This is a genomic window from Marivivens sp. LCG002, assembly GCF_030264275.1.
Taxonomy (GTDB): Bacteria; Pseudomonadota; Alphaproteobacteria; order Rhodobacterales; family Rhodobacteraceae; genus Marivivens.
Genome location: NZ_CP127165.1, coordinates 1,487,799 through 1,506,284, shown reverse-complemented (window position 1 = coordinate 1,506,284; position 18,486 = coordinate 1,487,799). Strand labels below are relative to the sequence as shown.

Annotated in this window: 15 protein-coding genes; 4 read left to right on the top strand and 11 right to left on the bottom strand. The window is 59.0% G+C overall.

Annotated elements, in window-relative coordinates:
* Nucleotides 1–68 precede the first annotated feature (68 nt).
* Nucleotides 69–575, top strand: coding sequence for a peptidylprolyl isomerase (locus tag QQG91_RS07430; RefSeq protein WP_285769592.1), 507 nt, complete (start codon nucleotides 69–71; stop codon nucleotides 573–575).
* Nucleotides 568–1,113: a peptidylprolyl isomerase gene (locus tag QQG91_RS07425; RefSeq protein WP_285769591.1), complete on the top strand. Its 546-nt coding sequence runs from the start codon at nucleotides 568–570 to the stop codon at nucleotides 1,111–1,113. The genes QQG91_RS07430 and QQG91_RS07425 overlap by 8 nt, the downstream gene beginning before the upstream one ends.
* 51 nt (nucleotides 1,114–1,164) lie before the next feature.
* Here the strand turns inward: QQG91_RS07425 and QQG91_RS07420 are convergent, their stop codons facing one another.
* The 9 genes from QQG91_RS07420 to QQG91_RS07380 form a co-directional block, all read right to left on the bottom strand.
* Entirely contained in the window at nucleotides 1,165–2,577 is a 1,413-nt protein-coding gene (locus tag QQG91_RS07420; RefSeq protein ID WP_285769590.1) for a protein adenylyltransferase SelO, read from the bottom strand.
* A 37-nt stretch (nucleotides 2,578–2,614) separates the two neighbouring features.
* Nucleotides 2,615–3,064, bottom strand: a complete 450-nt coding sequence (locus QQG91_RS07415; RefSeq protein ID WP_285769589.1) for a GNAT family N-acetyltransferase — start codon at nucleotides 3,062–3,064, stop codon at nucleotides 2,615–2,617.
* Entirely contained in the window at nucleotides 3,061–4,002 is a 942-nt protein-coding gene (locus QQG91_RS07410; RefSeq protein WP_285769588.1) for a nucleoside hydrolase, read from the bottom strand. Before QQG91_RS07410 ends, QQG91_RS07415 begins: the two co-directional genes overlap by 4 nt.
* A gap of 100 nt (nucleotides 4,003–4,102) precedes the next feature.
* A complete protein-coding gene (locus QQG91_RS07405) occupies nucleotides 4,103–5,170 on the bottom strand; it encodes an ABC transporter ATP-binding protein (protein ID WP_285769587.1) in 1,068 nt (355 codons plus the stop codon).
* A gap of 13 nt (nucleotides 5,171–5,183) precedes the next feature.
* Nucleotides 5,184–7,379 carry a glycoside hydrolase family 2 protein gene (locus QQG91_RS07400; protein ID WP_285769586.1) on the bottom strand — a complete coding sequence of 732 codons (2,196 nt, stop codon included), beginning with the start codon at nucleotides 7,377–7,379 and terminating at the stop codon, nucleotides 5,184–5,186.
* 9 nt (nucleotides 7,380–7,388) lie between these two features.
* Nucleotides 7,389–8,201, bottom strand: a complete 813-nt coding sequence (locus QQG91_RS07395) for a carbohydrate ABC transporter permease (RefSeq protein WP_285769585.1) — start codon at nucleotides 8,199–8,201, stop codon at nucleotides 7,389–7,391.
* Entirely contained in the window at nucleotides 8,198–9,079 is an 882-nt protein-coding gene (locus tag QQG91_RS07390) for a carbohydrate ABC transporter permease (protein WP_285769584.1), read from the bottom strand. The genes QQG91_RS07395 and QQG91_RS07390 overlap by 4 nt, the downstream gene beginning before the upstream one ends.
* A gap of 59 nt (nucleotides 9,080–9,138) precedes the next feature.
* A complete protein-coding gene (locus QQG91_RS07385) occupies nucleotides 9,139–10,407 on the bottom strand; it encodes an ABC transporter substrate-binding protein (protein WP_285769583.1) in 1,269 nt (422 codons plus the stop codon).
* 140 nt (nucleotides 10,408–10,547) lie between these two features.
* Complete coding sequence (locus QQG91_RS07380) at nucleotides 10,548–11,579, bottom strand: LacI family DNA-binding transcriptional regulator (RefSeq protein WP_285769582.1); 1,032 nt, start codon at nucleotides 11,577–11,579, stop codon at nucleotides 10,548–10,550.
* 182 nt (nucleotides 11,580–11,761) lie between these two features.
* Between QQG91_RS07380 and QQG91_RS07375 the strand changes: the two genes are divergently transcribed.
* On the top strand, nucleotides 11,762–13,759 hold the full coding sequence (locus QQG91_RS07375) for an aldo/keto reductase (RefSeq protein WP_285769581.1): 1,998 nt from the start codon (nucleotides 11,762–11,764) through the stop codon (nucleotides 13,757–13,759).
* Between the two features lie 63 nt (nucleotides 13,760–13,822).
* On the opposite strand, the gene ilvN is transcribed toward QQG91_RS07375, so the two are convergent.
* Nucleotides 13,823–14,386 carry an acetolactate synthase small subunit gene (ilvN, locus tag QQG91_RS07370; protein WP_285769580.1) on the bottom strand — a complete coding sequence of 188 codons (564 nt, stop codon included), beginning with the start codon at nucleotides 14,384–14,386 and terminating at the stop codon, nucleotides 13,823–13,825.
* 11 nt (nucleotides 14,387–14,397) lie between these two features.
* Complete coding sequence (locus QQG91_RS07365) at nucleotides 14,398–16,140, bottom strand: acetolactate synthase 3 large subunit (protein ID WP_285769579.1); 1,743 nt, start codon at nucleotides 16,138–16,140, stop codon at nucleotides 14,398–14,400.
* Nucleotides 16,141–16,511: 371 nt separating this feature from the next.
* Between QQG91_RS07365 and QQG91_RS07360 the strand changes: the two genes are divergently transcribed.
* The gene (locus QQG91_RS07360) at nucleotides 16,512–18,398 is read left to right on the top strand and encodes a PhoX family protein (protein ID WP_285769578.1); all 1,887 of its coding nucleotides are present in this window, start codon (nucleotides 16,512–16,514) and stop codon (nucleotides 18,396–18,398) included.
* The last annotated feature ends 88 nt before the right edge of the window (nucleotides 18,399–18,486 follow it).

The following is an 18,486-nucleotide window of genomic DNA, read 5'->3' as shown; positions in this document are numbered from 1 at the left end:
CACCATCCCTTGGCAAGGACGCGAAATAGCCTTATGTCACTGGCGAATGTTTTCCAAAGGAGTGCCCCGTGGCCGAGATCAAAGACCCTGAAAACACCGTCATCATCGAATTGAAAGACGGTAAAGTCGTTATCGAGCTTCTTGCTGACGTTGCACCGCTGCACACAGCCCGTATGAAAGAGCTCGCTCGTGCGGGCGAATACGACAACGTTTGCTTTCACCGCGTGATCGACGGCTTTATGGCCCAGACGGGCGACGTGGCCAACGGCGACATGGAAGACAACTTCAACCTGCGTGCGGCCGGAACGGGCGGGTCGGATCTTCCCGATCTTCCTGCCGAATTCTCGCGTCTTCCGCATGATCGCGGCACCCTCGGTGCGGCGCGTTCGATGAACCCGAACTCCGCCAACTCGCAGTTCTTTATCAACTTCAAGGACAACCATTTCCTCAACGGTCAATACACGGTCTATGGCCGCGTGATCGAAGGGATGGAATTCGTCGACAACATCACCCGTGGCGAGCCGCCTGCGAACCCCGACCGTATGATCTCGGTCAAGGTTGCGGCAGATGTTTAAGCTCGCAGCAGCCTTTACTCTGGTTGCCTCTTCGGCCTTTGCCAGCGGTCTCGAGATCATGGTCGACGGCGAAGCTCAGGGCACCATCAAGATCGACCTTCTCGAAGAGCTTGCGCCCAAGCACGTCGAACAGATCAAGGCGATTGCCGCCGAGGGTCTTTATGACGGGGTGGTCTTCCACCGCGTGATCGACGGCTTTATGGCCCAGACCGGTGACGTCCAGTTCGGGCGCATCGGTATGGACATGCGCATGGCCGGCATGGGCGGGTCCGAGTTCGGCGATATCGAAGCCGAATTCAGCGAAGAGCCCTTTGCCCGCGGTATCGTCGGCATGGCGCGCTCCTCCGATCCGAACTCGGCCAATTCGCAGTTCTTTATCATGTTCGAGCAGGGCGATTTCCTGAACGGTCAATACACCGTTGTGGGCCGCGTGACCGAAGGTATGGATGTCGTCGACGCGATCAAGCGCGGCGAGGGTCCGAACGGCGCAATCATCGGCCGTCCCGACGTGATGATCAAAGTGACCGTAACCGAGTAATCGAGCGGACATTCCGGAATTGAGAAGGGCGGGAGATGATCCCGCCCTTTTTCATGTGCCGCAAAAGGTGCGCGTGACGCGCTCGGACGGGGCAGGCGGCTTTGCATAGGCCGAACGAAGCTCGTCAAGCGCCGCAAAGGGCGCCGTTACAACGCCGAGCATTTCGTGGAACGGCGCAAAGTCGCCCTGAACCCCCGATTGGATCACCGCTTCGATTTTGTGCAGACGCGGGATGATCTTCGGGTTCATCCGCTCCATGAGCGCGGTGTCGGGGGCAAAAGACTTCCAATCCTCGTGCCAGAGATCGAACGCCGCGCGGTCGGTGAACTGATCGCGCGCTTGACCGTTCTGGAGAGCCGCAAAAGTGTTGGTGAAATCCGAGCCGCTGTCCATCATCAGCTTGAGCAGGCGATTGACGAGAGAAAAGCTCTGCTCTGTGTCGGCAAGTCCGATTTTTGCCGCCATGAGCCGCCGCCATTCGGCCTGATAGAGATCGGCAAAGCTGTTTACGATCTCGGTGAATTCTTCGATTGCGGCGTCCTGATCGGGCATCAGGGGAACAAGAGCGGTGGCAAGCTGGGCAATGTTCCAGACCGCGATTTGCGGCTGGTTGCCATAGGCATAGCGTCCTTGGGTGTCGATCGAGCTGAACACCGTCGACGGGTGGTATTCGTCCATAAAGGCACAGGGGCCATAGTCGATGGTCTCGCCCGAGACGGTCATGTTGTCGGTGTTCATGACGCCGTGAATGAAACCGATGGAAATCCATTTCGCGATAAGATCTGCTTGGGCCTTGGTGACGGCGCGCAAGAGATCGCTTGGACCCTTTGCATCGGGGTAATGCCGCTCGATCACATGGGAAACGAGCGCTTCGAGCGCGGGCAGATCGCGCCGCGCGGCAAAGAGTTGGAAGGTGCCGACGCGGATGTGGCTTGCCGCGATGCGGGTCAGGATCGCGCCTGGGAAATAGCCTTCGCGAATGACGGTCTCGCCCGTGGCGACCGCAGCAAGGGCACGCGTGGTCGGAACGCCGAGGGCATGCATCGCCTCGCTCATGATGTATTCGCGCAAAACGGGCCCGAGCCACGCGCGCCCGTCACCGCGCCGCGAATAGGGCGTCGGACCCGAACCTTTGAGCTGGATGTCCCGCCGCTGCCCGTTTTGGTCTACCACCTCGCCCAAAAGGATCGCGCGGCCATCACCGAGACCGGGGTTCCAATTTCCGAATTGGTGGCCCGCATAGGCTTGGGCGATGGGCTCGGAGCCTGCGGCGATGGCGTTGCCGGCAAGGACCTCGAGCCCGATCGGGCCGCCGAGAGCCTCGGGGTCTATGCCAAGCTCGTGCGCCAATGGCGCGTTCACCGCAATGAGAGAGGGCGCACCGACAGGCGTCGGGTCAACGCGCGAAAACATCCGGTCCGGAAGCCGCGCGTAGGAATTGTCAAATGGGATCACGAGGGTCATGGGCAATACATGGGGTTCGGGGGCGAAACGCCAAGGGCTAGAGTCGATCCGTCATCACAAGAATGCCGTCGCGCGGCTCGAAGCCGACGCGCTTGCAAAAGCGCTGTGCGTCCAGATCATCATGGGCCAGCCGCGCATGGAGCGCACGCACACCGCCCGCCGTCAAGGACACGGCAATGGCATGGAGGACTTCGGTCCCGATCCCGCGATTGCGGACCGAGGGGCGGATATAGGCCTCGTCCACCCAGCCTTCGGTGCCGCCGAAAGCAACCGACCAGCCGAAGGTCACGAGCACATAGCCAAGCGGGGCCCGTGTCGGGCCGATCAGCCAGACCGCGCCATGCGGGCTTCCGTCCAAGAGCGGCATCACCGCGCGGCGGCGAAGCCCATCGTCCGAGACGATCCCGCGCTCTTCGTGGAACCGCTCCATAAGCGACAGGACGCGGTCGATATCCTCGGTCTTGCCGAGGGTGATGTTGGTGGTCATAGACGCGCGATCCTCTCGCTCAAGAGATCAAAGAGCCCATCGCGGTGCACGGAATTGAGAAAGAGCGCATTCGGTTTGCGGTCGGTCACGCGCCACCAGTCCGCAACGGTCATGCCGAGCGTCAGATCCGATTTCGTCTCGATCTCGACGTTGATGAAGCGCCCGTCAAAAAGCTTTGGGTCGATGAGATAGGCAATCACGCAAGGATCATGCAGCGGTGCGCCCGTCGAGCCGTATTTTGCCACATCGAACCGTTCGAAAAAGTCGGTCCAACCTGCAACCATATGTCCCGCAAGCGTGCCGAGGCTTTCCATTTTCTCGATCCATGTGCGATCGGTAAGCGCCTTGTGGGTCACGTCGAGCGGGCACATGACGATGCTGACACCCGAGCGGAACACCACTTCGGCGGCTTCGGGATCGACATAGATGTTGAATTCGGCCGAAGGGGTGATGTTCCCGCCCTCGAAAAACCCACCGCCCATCAGAACGATCTGGTGCACGCGCTCGACAATGTCGGGGGCTTTCTGGAAGGCTGTGGCGATATTGGTCAGAGGCCCGAGCGGGCAAAGCGTAATCGTGTCGCTCGGCTGGGCGCGCAACGTTTCGATGATGAAGTCGACGGCATGCTGGTCCTGAAGCGGCATTGTCGGATCTGGGCGCGCGGGGCCATCAAGACCTGTCTTGCCGTGCACATGCTCTGCGGTGACCAAGGGGCGAACGAGCGGGGCATCGCAGCCTGCAAAGACCTTGACGTCGGGACGTCCCGCAACCTCGCAAACGATACGCGCGTTCTTTTCGGTCAGCGGCAAAGGCACGTTGCCCGCAACCGCCGTGATCCCGAGGACTTCGACATCTTCGGGGCTCGCGAGGGCGAGAAGAATGGCAACAGCGTCGTCCTGACCGGGGTCAGTATCGATGATGATCTTGCGGGGGGACATGGGCGCTCCTCTTCACTTGGGCATACAGTGGAGCCTTGTGCAGCAAGGTGCAAGGTGAAAGCGGACCACGCGCGATGTCCTGCCGATCAATTCCCGAAGATCAGAAGATCCTTTCGCCCTTTGTGTCGAAGAGGAACATCTTTTGCGGATCGAAGCGCGCCGAAACCGTTGATCCCGGACGGGTCGAGCGGTCCCCTTGCATGGCGATGGTCAGCATCTCGGCGTTGCCCTGCCGCGCATAAGCATAGGTTTCATTGCCGAGGTTCTCGACGATTTCGACGGTGAGTTCGAGAGCGGCCTGACCGTCTTTGGTGAAATGCTCGGGACGAATGCCGATCATGACCTCTGTGCCGTCGAGCGGTGCGGTTTCGAGCAGGGGGAGCGGGAGCGATTGCCCCGCATATCCCACAAGCGAGAGCCGTCCGCCTTGGATCTTGGCGGGGAGGAAGTTCATCTTTGGAGAGCCGATGAACCCCGCAACAAACTGGTTCTTGGGATTGTCATAGAGATCGAGTGGGCTTCCTACCTGTTCGATGCGGCCATCGCGTAGGACGACGATCTTGTCCGCCAGCGTCATCGCTTCGACCTGATCGTGGGTCACATAGATGATGGTGGTGCCAAGCTCTTTGTGGAGCCGCGCGATTTCGATCCGCATCTGGACGCGCAATTCGGCATCAAGGTTCGAGAGCGGTTCATCAAAGAGGAAAACCTCGGGGTGACGCACGATGGCGCGGCCGATGGCGACGCGCTGGCGCTGACCACCCGAAAGATCCTTGGGGCGACGGGACAACAGTGCTTCAAGCCCCAGTATCCGCGCAGCTTCCGCCACTTGGCGTTTGATCGTCTCTTTGCTTTCGCCCGCATATTTGAGCGCAAAGCCCATGTTCTCTTCGACGGTCATATGTGGATAGAGCGCATAGGATTGAAACACCATCGCGATGCCGCGCTTTGACGCGTCCACATCGTTGACCATGCGATCACCGATGAAAAGCTCGCCCCCCGAGATGTCCTCGAGACCTGCAATCATCCGCAGGATCGTGGATTTGCCGCAGCCCGAAGGCCCGACAAAGACCACGAATTCCTTGGGTTCGATTTCAAGATCGACGCCGCGAATGACTTCAAAGCCGCCATAGGCTTTGCGCAGTCCTTTGAGTTTCAATCCGCTCATGTGATCGCGCTCCTTAGATTGCCTGAAGGGTGACGGTGGTCTGCCCGAGGATCGGGTGGGTCACAGTAAGGTCGACTTTGCCCTTGCCTGTCATGCGAAGCCAAAGCCCCGTAGAGCCTGCGCGCAGCGGCACCAGATCGGGGCCGAAGAGGTGGGCAGGGCCGCTGACCTCGAAACAGATCGGGTCCGTTGCATGGCGGAGCTTGTTGCCCGCTTGATCCAAGAGACGCACCATAACGCGGACGGTTTCGCCTGTTTCGACTTCGGTTGCGTCGGGAACGACGGCCAGTGTCGTCGGAAGCGGATCCGAGACGAACCTGCGCCGCGCAACCTCTTTGCCGTCCTTGAACCCGACGATTTCACCGTGCTCCCACGTCATGCCCCAAACACCCAATCCGCCGTCACCGAAATGCTCGGGGCGAACGATCACGGGCGCATGCGGAAGGTGGGGGTAAGCGTCGCGGTCGGGCTGAACACGCACGGGCGGGAAGTCGCCGTAACGGACTTCGATTTCATCCACGTTGGTCAAGACGATCAGCGGAAGGATCCCATGGATGTTGCGCTCGCCGCGGGCGTAAAAGGTCACGGGTTCCATCACCACACCTTCGCTTGCATCCCGCTGGGATTGATAGGCGAAGGCCGCGAATTTGGGTTCGCGGAACATGTCCATCACCCCGTGATAGCAGATGCGGTCGCCCGATCCGAAATCCTTGTGGGTGTTGTAGTCGAAGGCACACCAGCCGATGGCGCCGGCGGTTCCATTCGCGCCGTAGGCGGCGTTGAGCACGTCCAGATGGCGCGTGACATGTTCGGCCTGACGCTGTTCCTGATCGTGGGATTTGGTCGGGAACATGTGGCCATTATATTCGGTGATCAGATAGGGCACGTCATGGTCGAGGCCCGTCACCTCGCGCTGGGGGCGCAGCGCGGTGCGGGGACGATTGCCGCCCATCTCGAACTCGCCCATGATGAAGTCGTTCATCGTATAGACGTCTTCGAGAAGCTCGCTGTCGGTGATATAGCGCACGCCGCCCGTTTGCCGCGTGGTGTCAAGTTCATGCGCTACGCGGTTGGTTTCCAAATAGAAATCGTGGTTGTCCTGACTTTCGTTGATCCGCACACCCCAAAGGATGATGGAAGGATGGTTCCAGTCGCGGCGGATCATGCGGCGCACGTTCTCGATGCTTTCGGCCTGCCATGCCTTGTCGCCGATATGCTGCCATCCGGGGATTTCTTCGAACACGAGAAGGCCGATTTCATCGCAGCGATCAAGAAAATGGCGCGACTGCGGATAATGCGAGGTGCGTCCGAGGTTGAGGCCCAGATCGTATTTGAGGATATCGGCGTCCTTGCGCTGAGCGGCTTTGCCCAGAGCATAGCCTACATAGGGGAAGGATTGGTGACGGTTGAGCCCGCGGATTTTGACGAGCCGTCCGTTGAGATGGAAGCCTTCGGTCGTGAACTCGGCATGACGGAACCCGAAACGGGTGTCGAGCGTGTCGCTGCCGTGGGCGGTTTCGAGGGTAAGGCGCAGCGTATAAAGCTGCGGGTCCTCGATGTCCCAAAGCGCGATGTCCTTAAGGTCCGAGAGGCGCACTTCGGCGCATTCGCCTTGGACCTCGATCGTGGTTTCGGCAATGCTCTTGCCGTCCTTGAGAAGCACTGCGGTCAAGGACCCGCTGACGCCGTGCCCCTGCGGGTCGGCCAAGACCACTTTGGCCAAAACGGATTTCACATCGGCCAGCACGTCGGGCGTTTCAACTTTGACTGAGGCGATAGAGACAGGAGCGGTGAGTTTGATCCACACCTCGCGATAGATCCCTGCATAGGTGAGATAGTCGATCTGGCCGCCAAAGGGCGGGATGGCAGGGTTCTCGCTGCCGTCTATTTCAACTGTGAGGACGTTTTCTCCGTCCTTCATGCGGCCCGTCAGTCGGGCTTCGAAAGGCGTATACCCGTCCTTGTGCGCAGCTATTTCTTCGCCGTTGAGGCGCACGCGCGCATCGGCCATCGCGCCTTCGAAGTGAACCGTTACCTCTCGGCCGTTCCACTCGGGTGCGGGGGTGAAGCGCTTTTCATAGGTAAAACCGCGTTGATAGGACCGCTCGTCGAAATAGTGGAACGGAAGTTCCACAGCCGTATGGGGCAGGGTCACGATATCGTTGCCCTCGAATAGCCAGTCGGAATTGAAAGAGATCAGGTCGCGCATTCTTGGTCCTTATTTCACCGAGCCCAGCATGCCTTGGACAAAGAGACGCTGGAGTAGGAAGAAGATGATGAGGGTGGGCAGAGTTGTGAGAATGGTGGCGACCATCACAACTCCGAAATCGGGGGTATAGGCGGAGGCGAGCGAAGAAATGGTGAGCACCATGGTCTTCATCTCGTTGGTCTGGAGCACGATGAGCGGCCAGAGATAGTTGTTCCAGTTGAGCATAAAGACGATGATCGTCGCCGCCGCATAGGTCGAGCGCATCACGGGGAAATAGACGCGGGCAAAGATTTGCCATTCCTTGAGACCGTCGATCTTGGCCGCATCGCGAAGCTCGTGCGGGAAAGCTTTGGTCGCCTGACGGAAGTAGAAAATCACAAAGATATTCGCCACGGACGGCGCGATGATCGCGGAATAGGTGTTAATCAGCCCCGCATTGGCGAACATGATGAAAAGCGGCACCATGAGCGCGGCAAAGGGGATCGAGAGCATCAAAAGAAGCCCGCCAAAGAGCCTCTCGCGCGCTTTGGAGCGGAAAATCTCGAACCCGTAGCCTGCGGCCGAAGCGACGACGAGCGTCAGGAGCGTGCTGATGATCGCGATGTAGAACGAATTGAACAGAACGCGGGGCAGGTCTACTTGGGCATTGAGATTGACGATGTTCGTCCAAAGGTTGGAGCCGAAGGTCGCCTTGCCCTTGATGATGTCGGCGCTGGTGTTTGTGGCACCGACCACCATCCAGAAGAAGGGAAAGACCGACAGGAACGCCGCGACCGACAAAACGCCGTATTGGAAAAAGGACAGGAGCGAGCGGTTGGTCATTTGCGGTCCCTCGCGACATAGAACTGGACAAAGGACAGGATCGCAACAAGGACCACGATCACATAAGAGACCGTCGCCGCATAGCCAAAGGACGGCATGAAGCGGAAGGTCAGGTTGTAGATATACTGCGAAAGCGTGAGCGTCGCATTTGCAGGCCCGCCGAGCGTGATGTTCTGGACCTCGTCAAAGAGTTGAAGCGTGCCGATGGTCGACATGATCGTGGTAAAGAGGATCACGGGCTTGAGCATCGGAACGGTGATCTTGAAGAACTGCGCATGGGCAGGGATGCCGTCGATGCGGGCGGCTTCATAAATGGATTTGTCGATGTTCTGGAGCGCGGCAAGGTAGAAGATCATGTTATAGCCGGTCCAGCGCCATGTGATCGCGGTGATGATCACGATCTTGGCATAGAAAGGATCGCCCATCCAATTCACCCCTCGGTCCGAAAGTCCCAAGGCAATGAGCGACGCGTTTACGAATCCGTCGGTCGAAAAGAGCGATTTGAACAGGATCGAATAGGCAACGAGAGAGGTGACGGCAGGCAAGAAGATTGCGGTGCGGAAAAGCCCGCGAAAGCGCAGGCGCGGCGAGTTCAGCATCACCGCAAAGACGAGCGCCATCATGATCATGATAGGCACTTGGATCGCAAGGAAAGTAAGCGTGTTGCCCAAGGCCTTTAGAAAGATCGGGTCTTCGGTCAGGCGGATGATGTTGCTCAGGCCGCCGAAGGACATGTTCATCCCGCGGCCTGTCTGGAACGACATCCAGAGCGACCACAAGATCGGCCAGATCATGAAAATGCCGAGCAATACCATGGCAGGCGCGATAAAGGCCCAACCGCTGATATTCTCGTTCCGCCCCAAGCGAGTTTGCGCCACGAGCTTTCCTCCCCCCTTATGCGAACGGCCCTCGGGTTCCCCCAAGGGCCGCACTTGTCTTATTGCGTCAGAACGCGGGCTTCGGCTTCGATCTTTTCGATGGCTTCATCAAGATCGGCGCCATCTGCAAGAGCGGGAAGCTGGGTCGCGATCGCCGAGCGGACTTCATAGGTGAAGATGCCGTAATCGACGCCCGGAATCTGGCCGAGCCAGTTCGAGAAGTCCTGCCAGACGGCCTGACCGCCGAAATAGTCGTCGGTCGACTGATAGGCGGCACCTTCGCGCGAGGCGAGGAGCGAGCCGACAGCGCCTTGGCCGACAAGGATGTCCTGATAGAAGTCGATATTCGACGCCCAGACGTCATTGAAGAAGGCCTTGGCTTCGTCTTTGTTCTGCGAGGACGAAAGCAGATACCAGCTCGACCCCCCAAGGTTCGACGCGTTGGTTGCGCCCTCGACGCCGTCCACACGCGGGATCGGCGCAACGGCCCATTGACCCGGCATATCGGCGGCCTTGATGGTGCCTGTGATCCAGACGCCCGTCAGCGCAGCGGCCACATCACCGCCCGTAAAGGCACCGGTGTATTCCGCCCAGCCCGAAACGGGTTTGTAGATTTCCTTGGCCTGAAGGATTTCGGTATAGTCGGCCAGTGCCGCCTTGAAGGCTTCGTTGCCGACGATGTCCAGCTCGCCGTTTTCGTCAAAGAACCAATGGCCCGTCGATTGGAGCAGGATCACGAACATGCCCGGATCGTTGATGTCGAGCGACAGCATCGGCTTGCCGGTCTTGGCGGCGACGTCCTTGGCGATCTCGATGAAGCGGTCCCACGTGATGTTCTCGAGGTCAGCCGCGCTGTAGCCTGCTTCGCCAAGGATATCAGAGCGATAGAACCAGCCCGTCACGCCCGAGTCGAAAGGCACCGAGTAGGTTTCCGATCCGACGGTGGCGAGGGCGACTTTGTAATCGGCGAACTGCGAATAGTCGAAAGCATCCGTCAGCGGTTCGAACGCGCCGGGGAAGGACAAAAGGAATTTCTGCGCAGAGTAATCTTCGATCAGGACGATGTCGGGAAGCCCGTCGATCGTGCCCGAGGCGAGCTGTGTCTGGAGCTTTTGCTCCACTTCTTCACGCGAGAAGGCGTTGAAGGTGAGATTGAATTCGGGGTGGTCGGCTTTGTAGATTTCGGCGGCTTTGTTTATCGCAGCGCCGTTGAAATTCGGGTCCCATGCCCAAACGTTCAAATCGCCGGCGAAAGCCGAAGTCATAGCGAGCAAACTTGCGCCGAGGCCAAGCGTGGTCGCCCGCTTCAAAAGAGCGGTGTTCGTCATTGAATTTCCTCCCATAGATGTGTCGGCCCAGTCTCCGACATGCGCATATCTAGCCCAAGATTTTCATCCTTAGCAAGAAATTTAGTAAAATTTTACCAAATGACGTTGGAGGAGGTTTTTGAAAGAGCGGGGCTTTGGGGCTACGCTTGGGGCGGTTTGCGGCAGCTCTCGCGCCAGACGATCTTGCTCTCAAGGTTGATTTGCTTGGCTAATTTGCGTCCTGAGAGCCGCTCGATCAAAAGATCGACAGCGTTCTCTCCGATCCGCTCGGCGGGGAGGCGGACGGTGGTCAAGGGAGGGTTCAAAAAGCGGGCGGCCGAGATGTCGTTGAAGCTCGCGATTGCGATATCCTCGGGGATCTTGAGTCCCGATTCCAGAATCGCACGATAGGCTCCGACCGCCATATTGTCGTTTGCGGTGACGATCACATCGGGACGGCCAGGTGCCTCAAGGAGTTCAAGCGTGAGGTCATGCCCGCTTTGTTCGGTATTGGCACCAAGCGCGGTCAGCGTCGGGTCAAAGCGATCCCGGCTCTCCATCCAGTTGCGGTAAGCGATAAAGCGCGCCTCGGGTGACGGGGGCGCATTGCCGCGATTGCGGTCCTGCCAACCAATGAAGCCGATCCTCTGGTATCCAAGACCATCTATGGATTTCAATAGTTTATGCGTCGCAGCTTTGAGATTGCAAAGCACCGCGTCGATGTCGTCCTCGAGCGGCATATGGTCCGCGATGACGATATGTTTGGACTTTTGACGGATTTCGTCGATCTCGGCCTCGGTGTGGCGCCCGATAATGATGCAGCCCGCGACACGTTCAAGCATATCGGGGTCAGGCATCGGCGCGCCCGAGTAAATCTTGATCTGTTCAAGCCCGAGCGCCACGCAGCGGCTTTCGATCCCGATCCTGAGCGCCACATAATAGGGGTCGCTCAATTCTTGTTCGGGGCGGAGGAAATGGATCAAGGCGATCTTGCGCTGGTCAGCCTCAAGCAAGAGTTTCTTGCGACGGCGCGGCGGTTCGTAGTTCAGAGCCTCGGCCGTTTCGATGATCTTTTGGCGGGTTTCGTCGCCGACAGACAGGCTCCCGTCAAAGTTCAGCACGCGCGAAACAAGCGAAACAGACACGCCCGTTCGATTGGCGATCTGCTTCAACGTAGCGCCTGTTTTCTTCACTCTGGGTCTTTTTGCGTTCTCTGACATTGGGGCATTTTGCATGGTCAAACAATTTGCGCAATGCGTTGGATGGCGTGGAGTGTGCATACCCTCGGTGTAATTTGGTAAAAATTTACTAAATCTGTTGACGGCTCTCATCCAAGTTGTAACTGTCGGGCCAAATCGCGGCAGGAGGAACGCAGATGGCGAGCGTCAAATGGGGTATTATCGGTCCGGGACGGATCGCTTGGAATTTCGCCAAGGGGCTGTCGGAAAGTGAGCACGGCACACTGTTTGCCATTGCGAGCCGTTCACCCGAACGGGGCGCTGCCTTTGCTGCCGAATTCGGTGTCGCGGCGGACAAGGTCTATTCGAACTATCAAGCGATATTCGACGATCCCGAGGTGGATGCGATCCATATCGCGACGCCGCATCCGTTCCATGCCGAACAAGCGTTGATGGCGATCCGTGCGGGCAAACATGTCTCTGTCGAGAAGCCTGCGGGGCTTAATGCGGCCGAGGTCGCTGCCTTGACCGAGGCTGCGGCGCAGGAGGGGGTCTTTTTCATGGAGGCCTATATGTATCTCCACCATCCGCAAATCGCGCGGGCGGTCGAGATCCTCAAGAGCGGCGAGCTTGGCGCCGTGCAGCATGTGCGGGCGCTCTTCGGGTTCGCGGCGGGTTTTGATCCCCAAAGCCGTCTCTACGATCCCTCAATGGCGGGCGGTGGAATTCTTGACGTGGGCGGTTATGCTGTTTCGGCGGCGCGGCTCTTTGCGGGCGTTGCCGAGGGTCGATGGCTTGATCCCGTCTCCTTGAAAGGGAGCGGCGTCATCGGGCAAAGCGGCATCGATGAAGTGGCCTATGGTCTTGCCAAATTCGGGAATGGTGTCACGGCCGAGATCGCCTCTGCCGTTGCCCGCAATATGCCCCAAGTCATTGAAGTAACAAGTGAAAAAGGCATGCTGCGGCTTGAAAACCCGTGGATTCCGGGACGGCAGCAAGGCCCGGCCGACACGCGGATCGAAATCACGGGCGAGGTCGCGCGTATCGAAGAGATCGCCGCGCCCAAGATGCTCTTTGCCTACGAGGCCGAAGCGGCGAGTGTCGCCATTCTCAGCGGTCAACTGGGCTGTTCTTACCCTGCAATGACGCCCGAAGCCTCGCTCGGCAATGCGCATGTGCTTGATACATGGCGGCGCGAACTCGGCTATAAGGTGGTCGGCGAAACACCTGCTACGATCCGCAGGCTCTCGGGTGTTCTGCCCAAGGGTCTGACCCCGATGAAAACGCTCAAGGTCGATGGGGTGCAGAACCCCGTTTCGCAATTGATCCTCGGTTGCGATAATCGCGATACCATCGCCGAAGGCGCTGTAGTCTGGGACGCTTGGCTCGAAGCGGGAGGCAACACATTCGACACCGGATTTGTCTATGGTGGCGGTCTTCACGAAGCGATTTTGGGCGAATGGATCACTGCGCGCGGCGTGGCCGATCAGATCAACGTGATCGTCAAGGGGGCGCATACGCCTTATTGCGTGCCCGACGCCATTGGAGCGCAGCTCGACATTTCCCTGACCCGACTTCAAACGAACCGTGCCGCGATCTACATCATGCACCGCGACAACCCCGAGGTTCCCGTCGGCGAGTTTGTCGAGGCCATCGCCCGTGAACGCGACAAGGGGCGGATCGGTATCTGGGGCGGGTCGAACTGGACGGTCGAGCGTTTTGACGAAGCGGTTGCCTATGCCAAGGCCAAGGGGCTCGAGCCGCCGCGTATTCTCAACAACAACCTTTCGCTTGCAGTGATGGAGAAACCCGTCTGGGCGGGCTGTGTGACCTCGAACACGCCCAAAACGCTTGAATGGCTGCGCCGCACGGGCACCATGCACATGAGCTGGTCCTCTCAGGCACGGGGCTTTTTCCTTGATGCCGCGCTTCGTGGACGCTTGCCCGAGGATACCGCACCCGACACGTGCTATGGCTCGGCCGCCAATGACGAGCGCCGCAAACGGGCAGGGGAGCTTGCCGCCAAATACGGCGTGTCGCGTCACAATATCGCGGCGGCGTGGGTGCTGGGTCAGTCGTTTCCGTCCTTTGCCCTTATCGGGCCGAGAAGCGCGGGCGAGATCGTCTCGACCTTGCCCGCTTTCGAGGTGACGCTGACGCCTGAAGAGCTTGCTTGGCTCAATCTCGAAGACTGATTTGACAACGAAAAAGGGCGAAGGGTGATCACTTCGCCCAAAGTCCACGCGCTGTCGGCGTGTTTATTTCGCGCCGCGCGCCAAGGCCGCAACGCCCGTGCGGGCAATCTCGACAAGCCCGAGCGGACGCATCAGATCGGCAAATGCGTCGATCTTCTCGGGCGTGCCGGTGATCTCGAACACAAAGCTTTCCAGCGTCGAATCTACCACATTGGCGCGGAAAATATCGGCCAGACGCAATGCCTCGACCCGCTTTTCACCTGCGCCCGCCACTTTGAGAAGGCCAAGCTCGCGCTCGACGCTCGGGCCTTCGGCGGTGAGGTCGTGGACCTCGAGCACGGGCACGATACGGCCAAGCTGGGCCTTGATCTGGGCGATGACCTGCGGTGTTCCCGAGGTCACGATGGTGATCCGCGAACGATGCCCTTCGTGGTCGATCTCGGCAACGGTAAGGCTCTCGATGTTATAGCCGCGACCCGAGAAAAGCCCGATCACACGCGCCAGAACACCAGGTTCGTTGACGACGGTGACGGCCAGCGTGTGACGCTCGATCTCGTCGCCGAAATTGGAGCGTAGGTCATAGGCCGAGTGGCTCGACGAGCCTTTTTTGATGCGGAGTGCAGACATGTCGGTTCTCCTTAGACCAGCGCAGCGCCGCTGGCGAAGGCGTCGGCATCCGCAGCGAGTAGCATTTCATTGTGAGGCTTGCCCGAGGGGATCATCGGGAAGCAGTTCTCGTGCTTTTCAACGAGACAGTCGAAAATCACGGGGCCATCGTAGTTGATCATCTCCATGATCGCGTCATCGAGATCTTTGGGGTCGGAGCAGAGAATGCCCTTGGCGCCAAAGGCTTCGGCGAGCTTCACGAAGTCGGGGAGCGCCTCGGACCAAGAGGAGCTGTAACGCTCGCCATGGAGGAGCTGCTGCCACTGACGCACCATGCCGAGACGTTCGTTGTTGAGAATGAACTGCTTGACGGGGAGCTTGTATTGGATCGCGGTCCCCATTTCCTGCATATTCATCAGCCACGAAGCTTCGCCCGCGACGTTCACGACAAGAGCATCGGGGTGGGCAAGTTGCACGCCGATCGACGCGGGGAAGCCATAGCCCATGGTGCCGAGACCGCCCGAAGTCATCCAACGGTTCGGGTCCTCGAAGCCGAGGAACTGCGCCGCCCACATCTGGTGCTGGCCCACTTCGGTCGTGATGTAGCGGTCCATACCCTTGGTCAGCGCTTCGAGACGTTCGAGCGCATACTGCGGTTTGATGGTCGTTTCGCTGTTCTTATAGGCAAGGCAACGCACGGCGCGCCATTCGTTGATCTGCTTCCACCACTTGTCGAGCCCTTCTTTTTCGGTCACGCGGCCGCGCGACTTCCAGACCTTGAGCATGTCTTCGAGAACATGTGCCACATCACCGACAATCGGGATATCGACATGGATGATCTTGTTGATCGAAGAGGCGTCGATGTCGATATGCGCCTTTTTCGACTTGGGCGAAAAGGCATCGACACGGCCCGTGATACGGTCGTCGAAACGGGCACCGATGTTGATCATCAGATCACAGTCGTGCATCGCCATGTTCGCCTCATAAAGGCCGTGCATGCCGAGCATCCCGAGCCACGCTTTGCCCGAAGCGGGATAAGCGCCAAGACCCATGAGGGTCGAGGTGATCGGAAAGCCCGTTGCTTCGACGAGTTCGCGCAAGAGCTGGCTTGCTGCGGGACCCGAGTTGATGACGCCGCCGCCCGTGTAGAAAATCGGGCGCTTGGCCTTTTCCATAAGCTTTACGAGATCATTGATCCCCTCGATCGCACCTTTGACCTGCGGCTGGTATTTCGACTTGAGCTTGGTCTTTTCGGTGTAGTTGCCCGTTGCGAACTGCACGTCCTTGGGGATGTCGATCAGAACGGGACCGGGACGGCCCGAGGTCGCTACGTGGAATGCTTCGTGGATCGTCGCCGAGAGGGTCTCGGTGTCTTTGACGAGCCAGTTGTGCTTGGTGCAGGGACGGGTGATGCCGACGGTGTCCGCCTCCTGAAAGGCGTCCGAGCCGATCATAAAGGTCGGAACCTGACCCGAGAAGACGATCAGCGGGATCGAATCCATCAAGGCATCGGTCAAACCCGTGACGGCGTTGGTTGCACCCGGACCCGAGGTCACAAGCGCAACGCCCGGCTTGCCGGTCGAGCGGGCATAGCCTTCGGCAGCGTGGATCGCAGCCTGTTCATGGCGAACTAGGATGTGCTGGATCTCGTTTTGCTGAAAGATTTCGTCATAGATCGGTAGCACAGCGCCACCGGGGTATCCGAATATCGTATCCACACCCTGATCCTTCAGGGCTTGGACCACCATTTTCGCTCCGGTCATCTGACGAGACATGTTCGAGTTCCTTATCCTATCGTCGTCTTTGCATTTGATACGAAAAAGCCCCCGGTTTTTGTCCGGGGGCGCATGGGAGACCATTATGGTTTTACCGTTACCGGCCCACGCGCCATTTCCCCACTAGTTCCACGACGAGATCCATTCCCGAGGCCCTTTCGTTTCGTTCGCACGTTATGCCTCTGCAGAAAAAGGAGGTCAACACGAGAAACGCATCGAAAGTGGAGAAAATAACTTTTTCACCCCGTTTCGCGCAACTTTGTTTCAAAACCGGTTTTTCGACTGTCACGGAAACTTTGCGAGATCGTCACATAATCTTTGCTTCCATGCGGAAATTTGCGCGCAGTTTTAACGCTGCACTGGAGCAAGATATGAAAGACGCCGATCATCGTAACCTGAGCTGGGACGAATGGGACGAGATGCGCTCGCCGCGCCCCGAGGTAACGGATTTTGACGTTGTCGTAGAAAAGGCGCTGTCGCGTCGCGGATTCCTTTCGGGCGTGCTCGCTTTCGGATCGGGCGCTGCTGTGATGGGCACGGGGCTTCTGTCGGGCACTTCGGCCGAGGCCCAAGCCGCGGCGATGAGCCGTTTCGGCTTTACCCCGATCGACATCCAAACCGATCTTTCGGTTCATGTGCCCGAAGGCTATTCATGGAATATCCTGACGAGCTGGGGCGAGCCGCTCTTCTCTGACGCGCCCGAGTTCGACCATGCAACGGGCGGCACCGCAGCGTCGCAGGCGCGCGCCGTGGGTGAAAATACCGACGGGATGGAACTGTTCAATGTGGGCGGCCGCGAAGTGATCGCTGTGAACCACGAATACGCCAATCCCGAAACCAACCTTCCGCTCACCGCAGGCGACGTGCTGAGCGCCGAGGACGCGCTCAAGCTCAAGAACGCCCAAGGTGTGGCCGTCTTTGAAGTCGCGCGCGGCGACAACGGCTATGCCGTGGTCAAGGACAGCCCGTTCAACCGCCGTATCACCCACGACACCCCGATGACGCTCGAAGGTCCTGCGGCGGGTCATGATCTCCTCAAGACCTCTGCCGATCCCGAGGGGCGCACCGTGCTGGGCACGCTCAACAACTGCGGGGCAGGCAAGACGCCTTGGGGCACCTATCTGACCTGTGAAGAGAACTTCAACGGCTACTTCGGTTCGCTGGAAGAGGGTGCCGACGTGCCCGCCGAATTCGGTCGTTACGGAATTCTCGCGGGTCCGAGCCGCTATGCCTACGAAAAATTCGACGAGCGTTTTGACGTGACCAAAGAGCCGAACGAGCCCAACCGCTTCGGCTACATCGTCGAGATCGACCCCGCAGATCCCGAAAGCACCCCCGTCAAACGCACTGCGCTTGGTCGTTTCAAGCACGAGAACGCGGCCTGCGTTCTGGCTCCCGATGGCCGCGTGGTGGTCTATATGGGCGACGATGAGCGCGGCGAGTTCCTCTACAAGTTCGTCTCGAACGGCGTCTATCAGGCAGGCGGTGACACTTCCGGTCTCCTCAACGAGGGCACGCTCTATGTGGCAAAGTTCTACGAAGAGGGGCGCGGTGAATGGCTGGCGCTCACCGAAGAGTCGACGGGCATGAGCGCGGCAGAAATCGCGATCTTTACCCGTCAGGCAGCGTCCAAACTCGGAGCCACCACGATGGACCGTCCCGAGTGGGTTGCAGTGAACCCACACGCCTGTCAGGCTTATTGCGCGCTCACCAACAACAAGAACCGTGGCGTCAAACCGAACGCCGGTGGTGACGCCACCCCCGCCGAAGGTCCGAACCCACGCGAGGCCAACGAATACGGTCAGATCGTGCGTTGGTTCCCCGAGAACGAAGACCATGCGGCCATCGACTTTGTCTGGGATCTCTATGTCATGGCGGGCAATCCCGATGTGCATAGCGACGCCTATGCAGGCTCCCCGAATGTCACCTCCGGCAACATGTTCAACTCGCCCGATGGCATGATGTTCGATAGCCGTGGTTTGCTCTGGATCCAGACCGATGGTGATGACAGCAACGAGGGCGACTTTGCAGGGCAGGGCAACAACCAGATGCTGGTCGGCGACCCTGTCACGGGCGAGATTGCGCGTTTCCTTACGGGTCCGAACGGATCGGAAGTCACGGGCCTCACCTGGTCGTCGGACAAGCGAACGATGTTCGTCGGCATCCAGCACCCCGGCGGGAGCTTTCCTTCGGAAACGGGTTTGCCGCGCTCGTCCATCGTAGCGGTCTGGCGCAATGACGGCGCGATGATCGGCTAAACGCTGCGCTGATCGAAAATCAGGAGCCCCGACCGCCCTTGGTCGGGGCTCTTTCTTTTCCGGATGCGAAAAACGGGGTTGCTCTGAA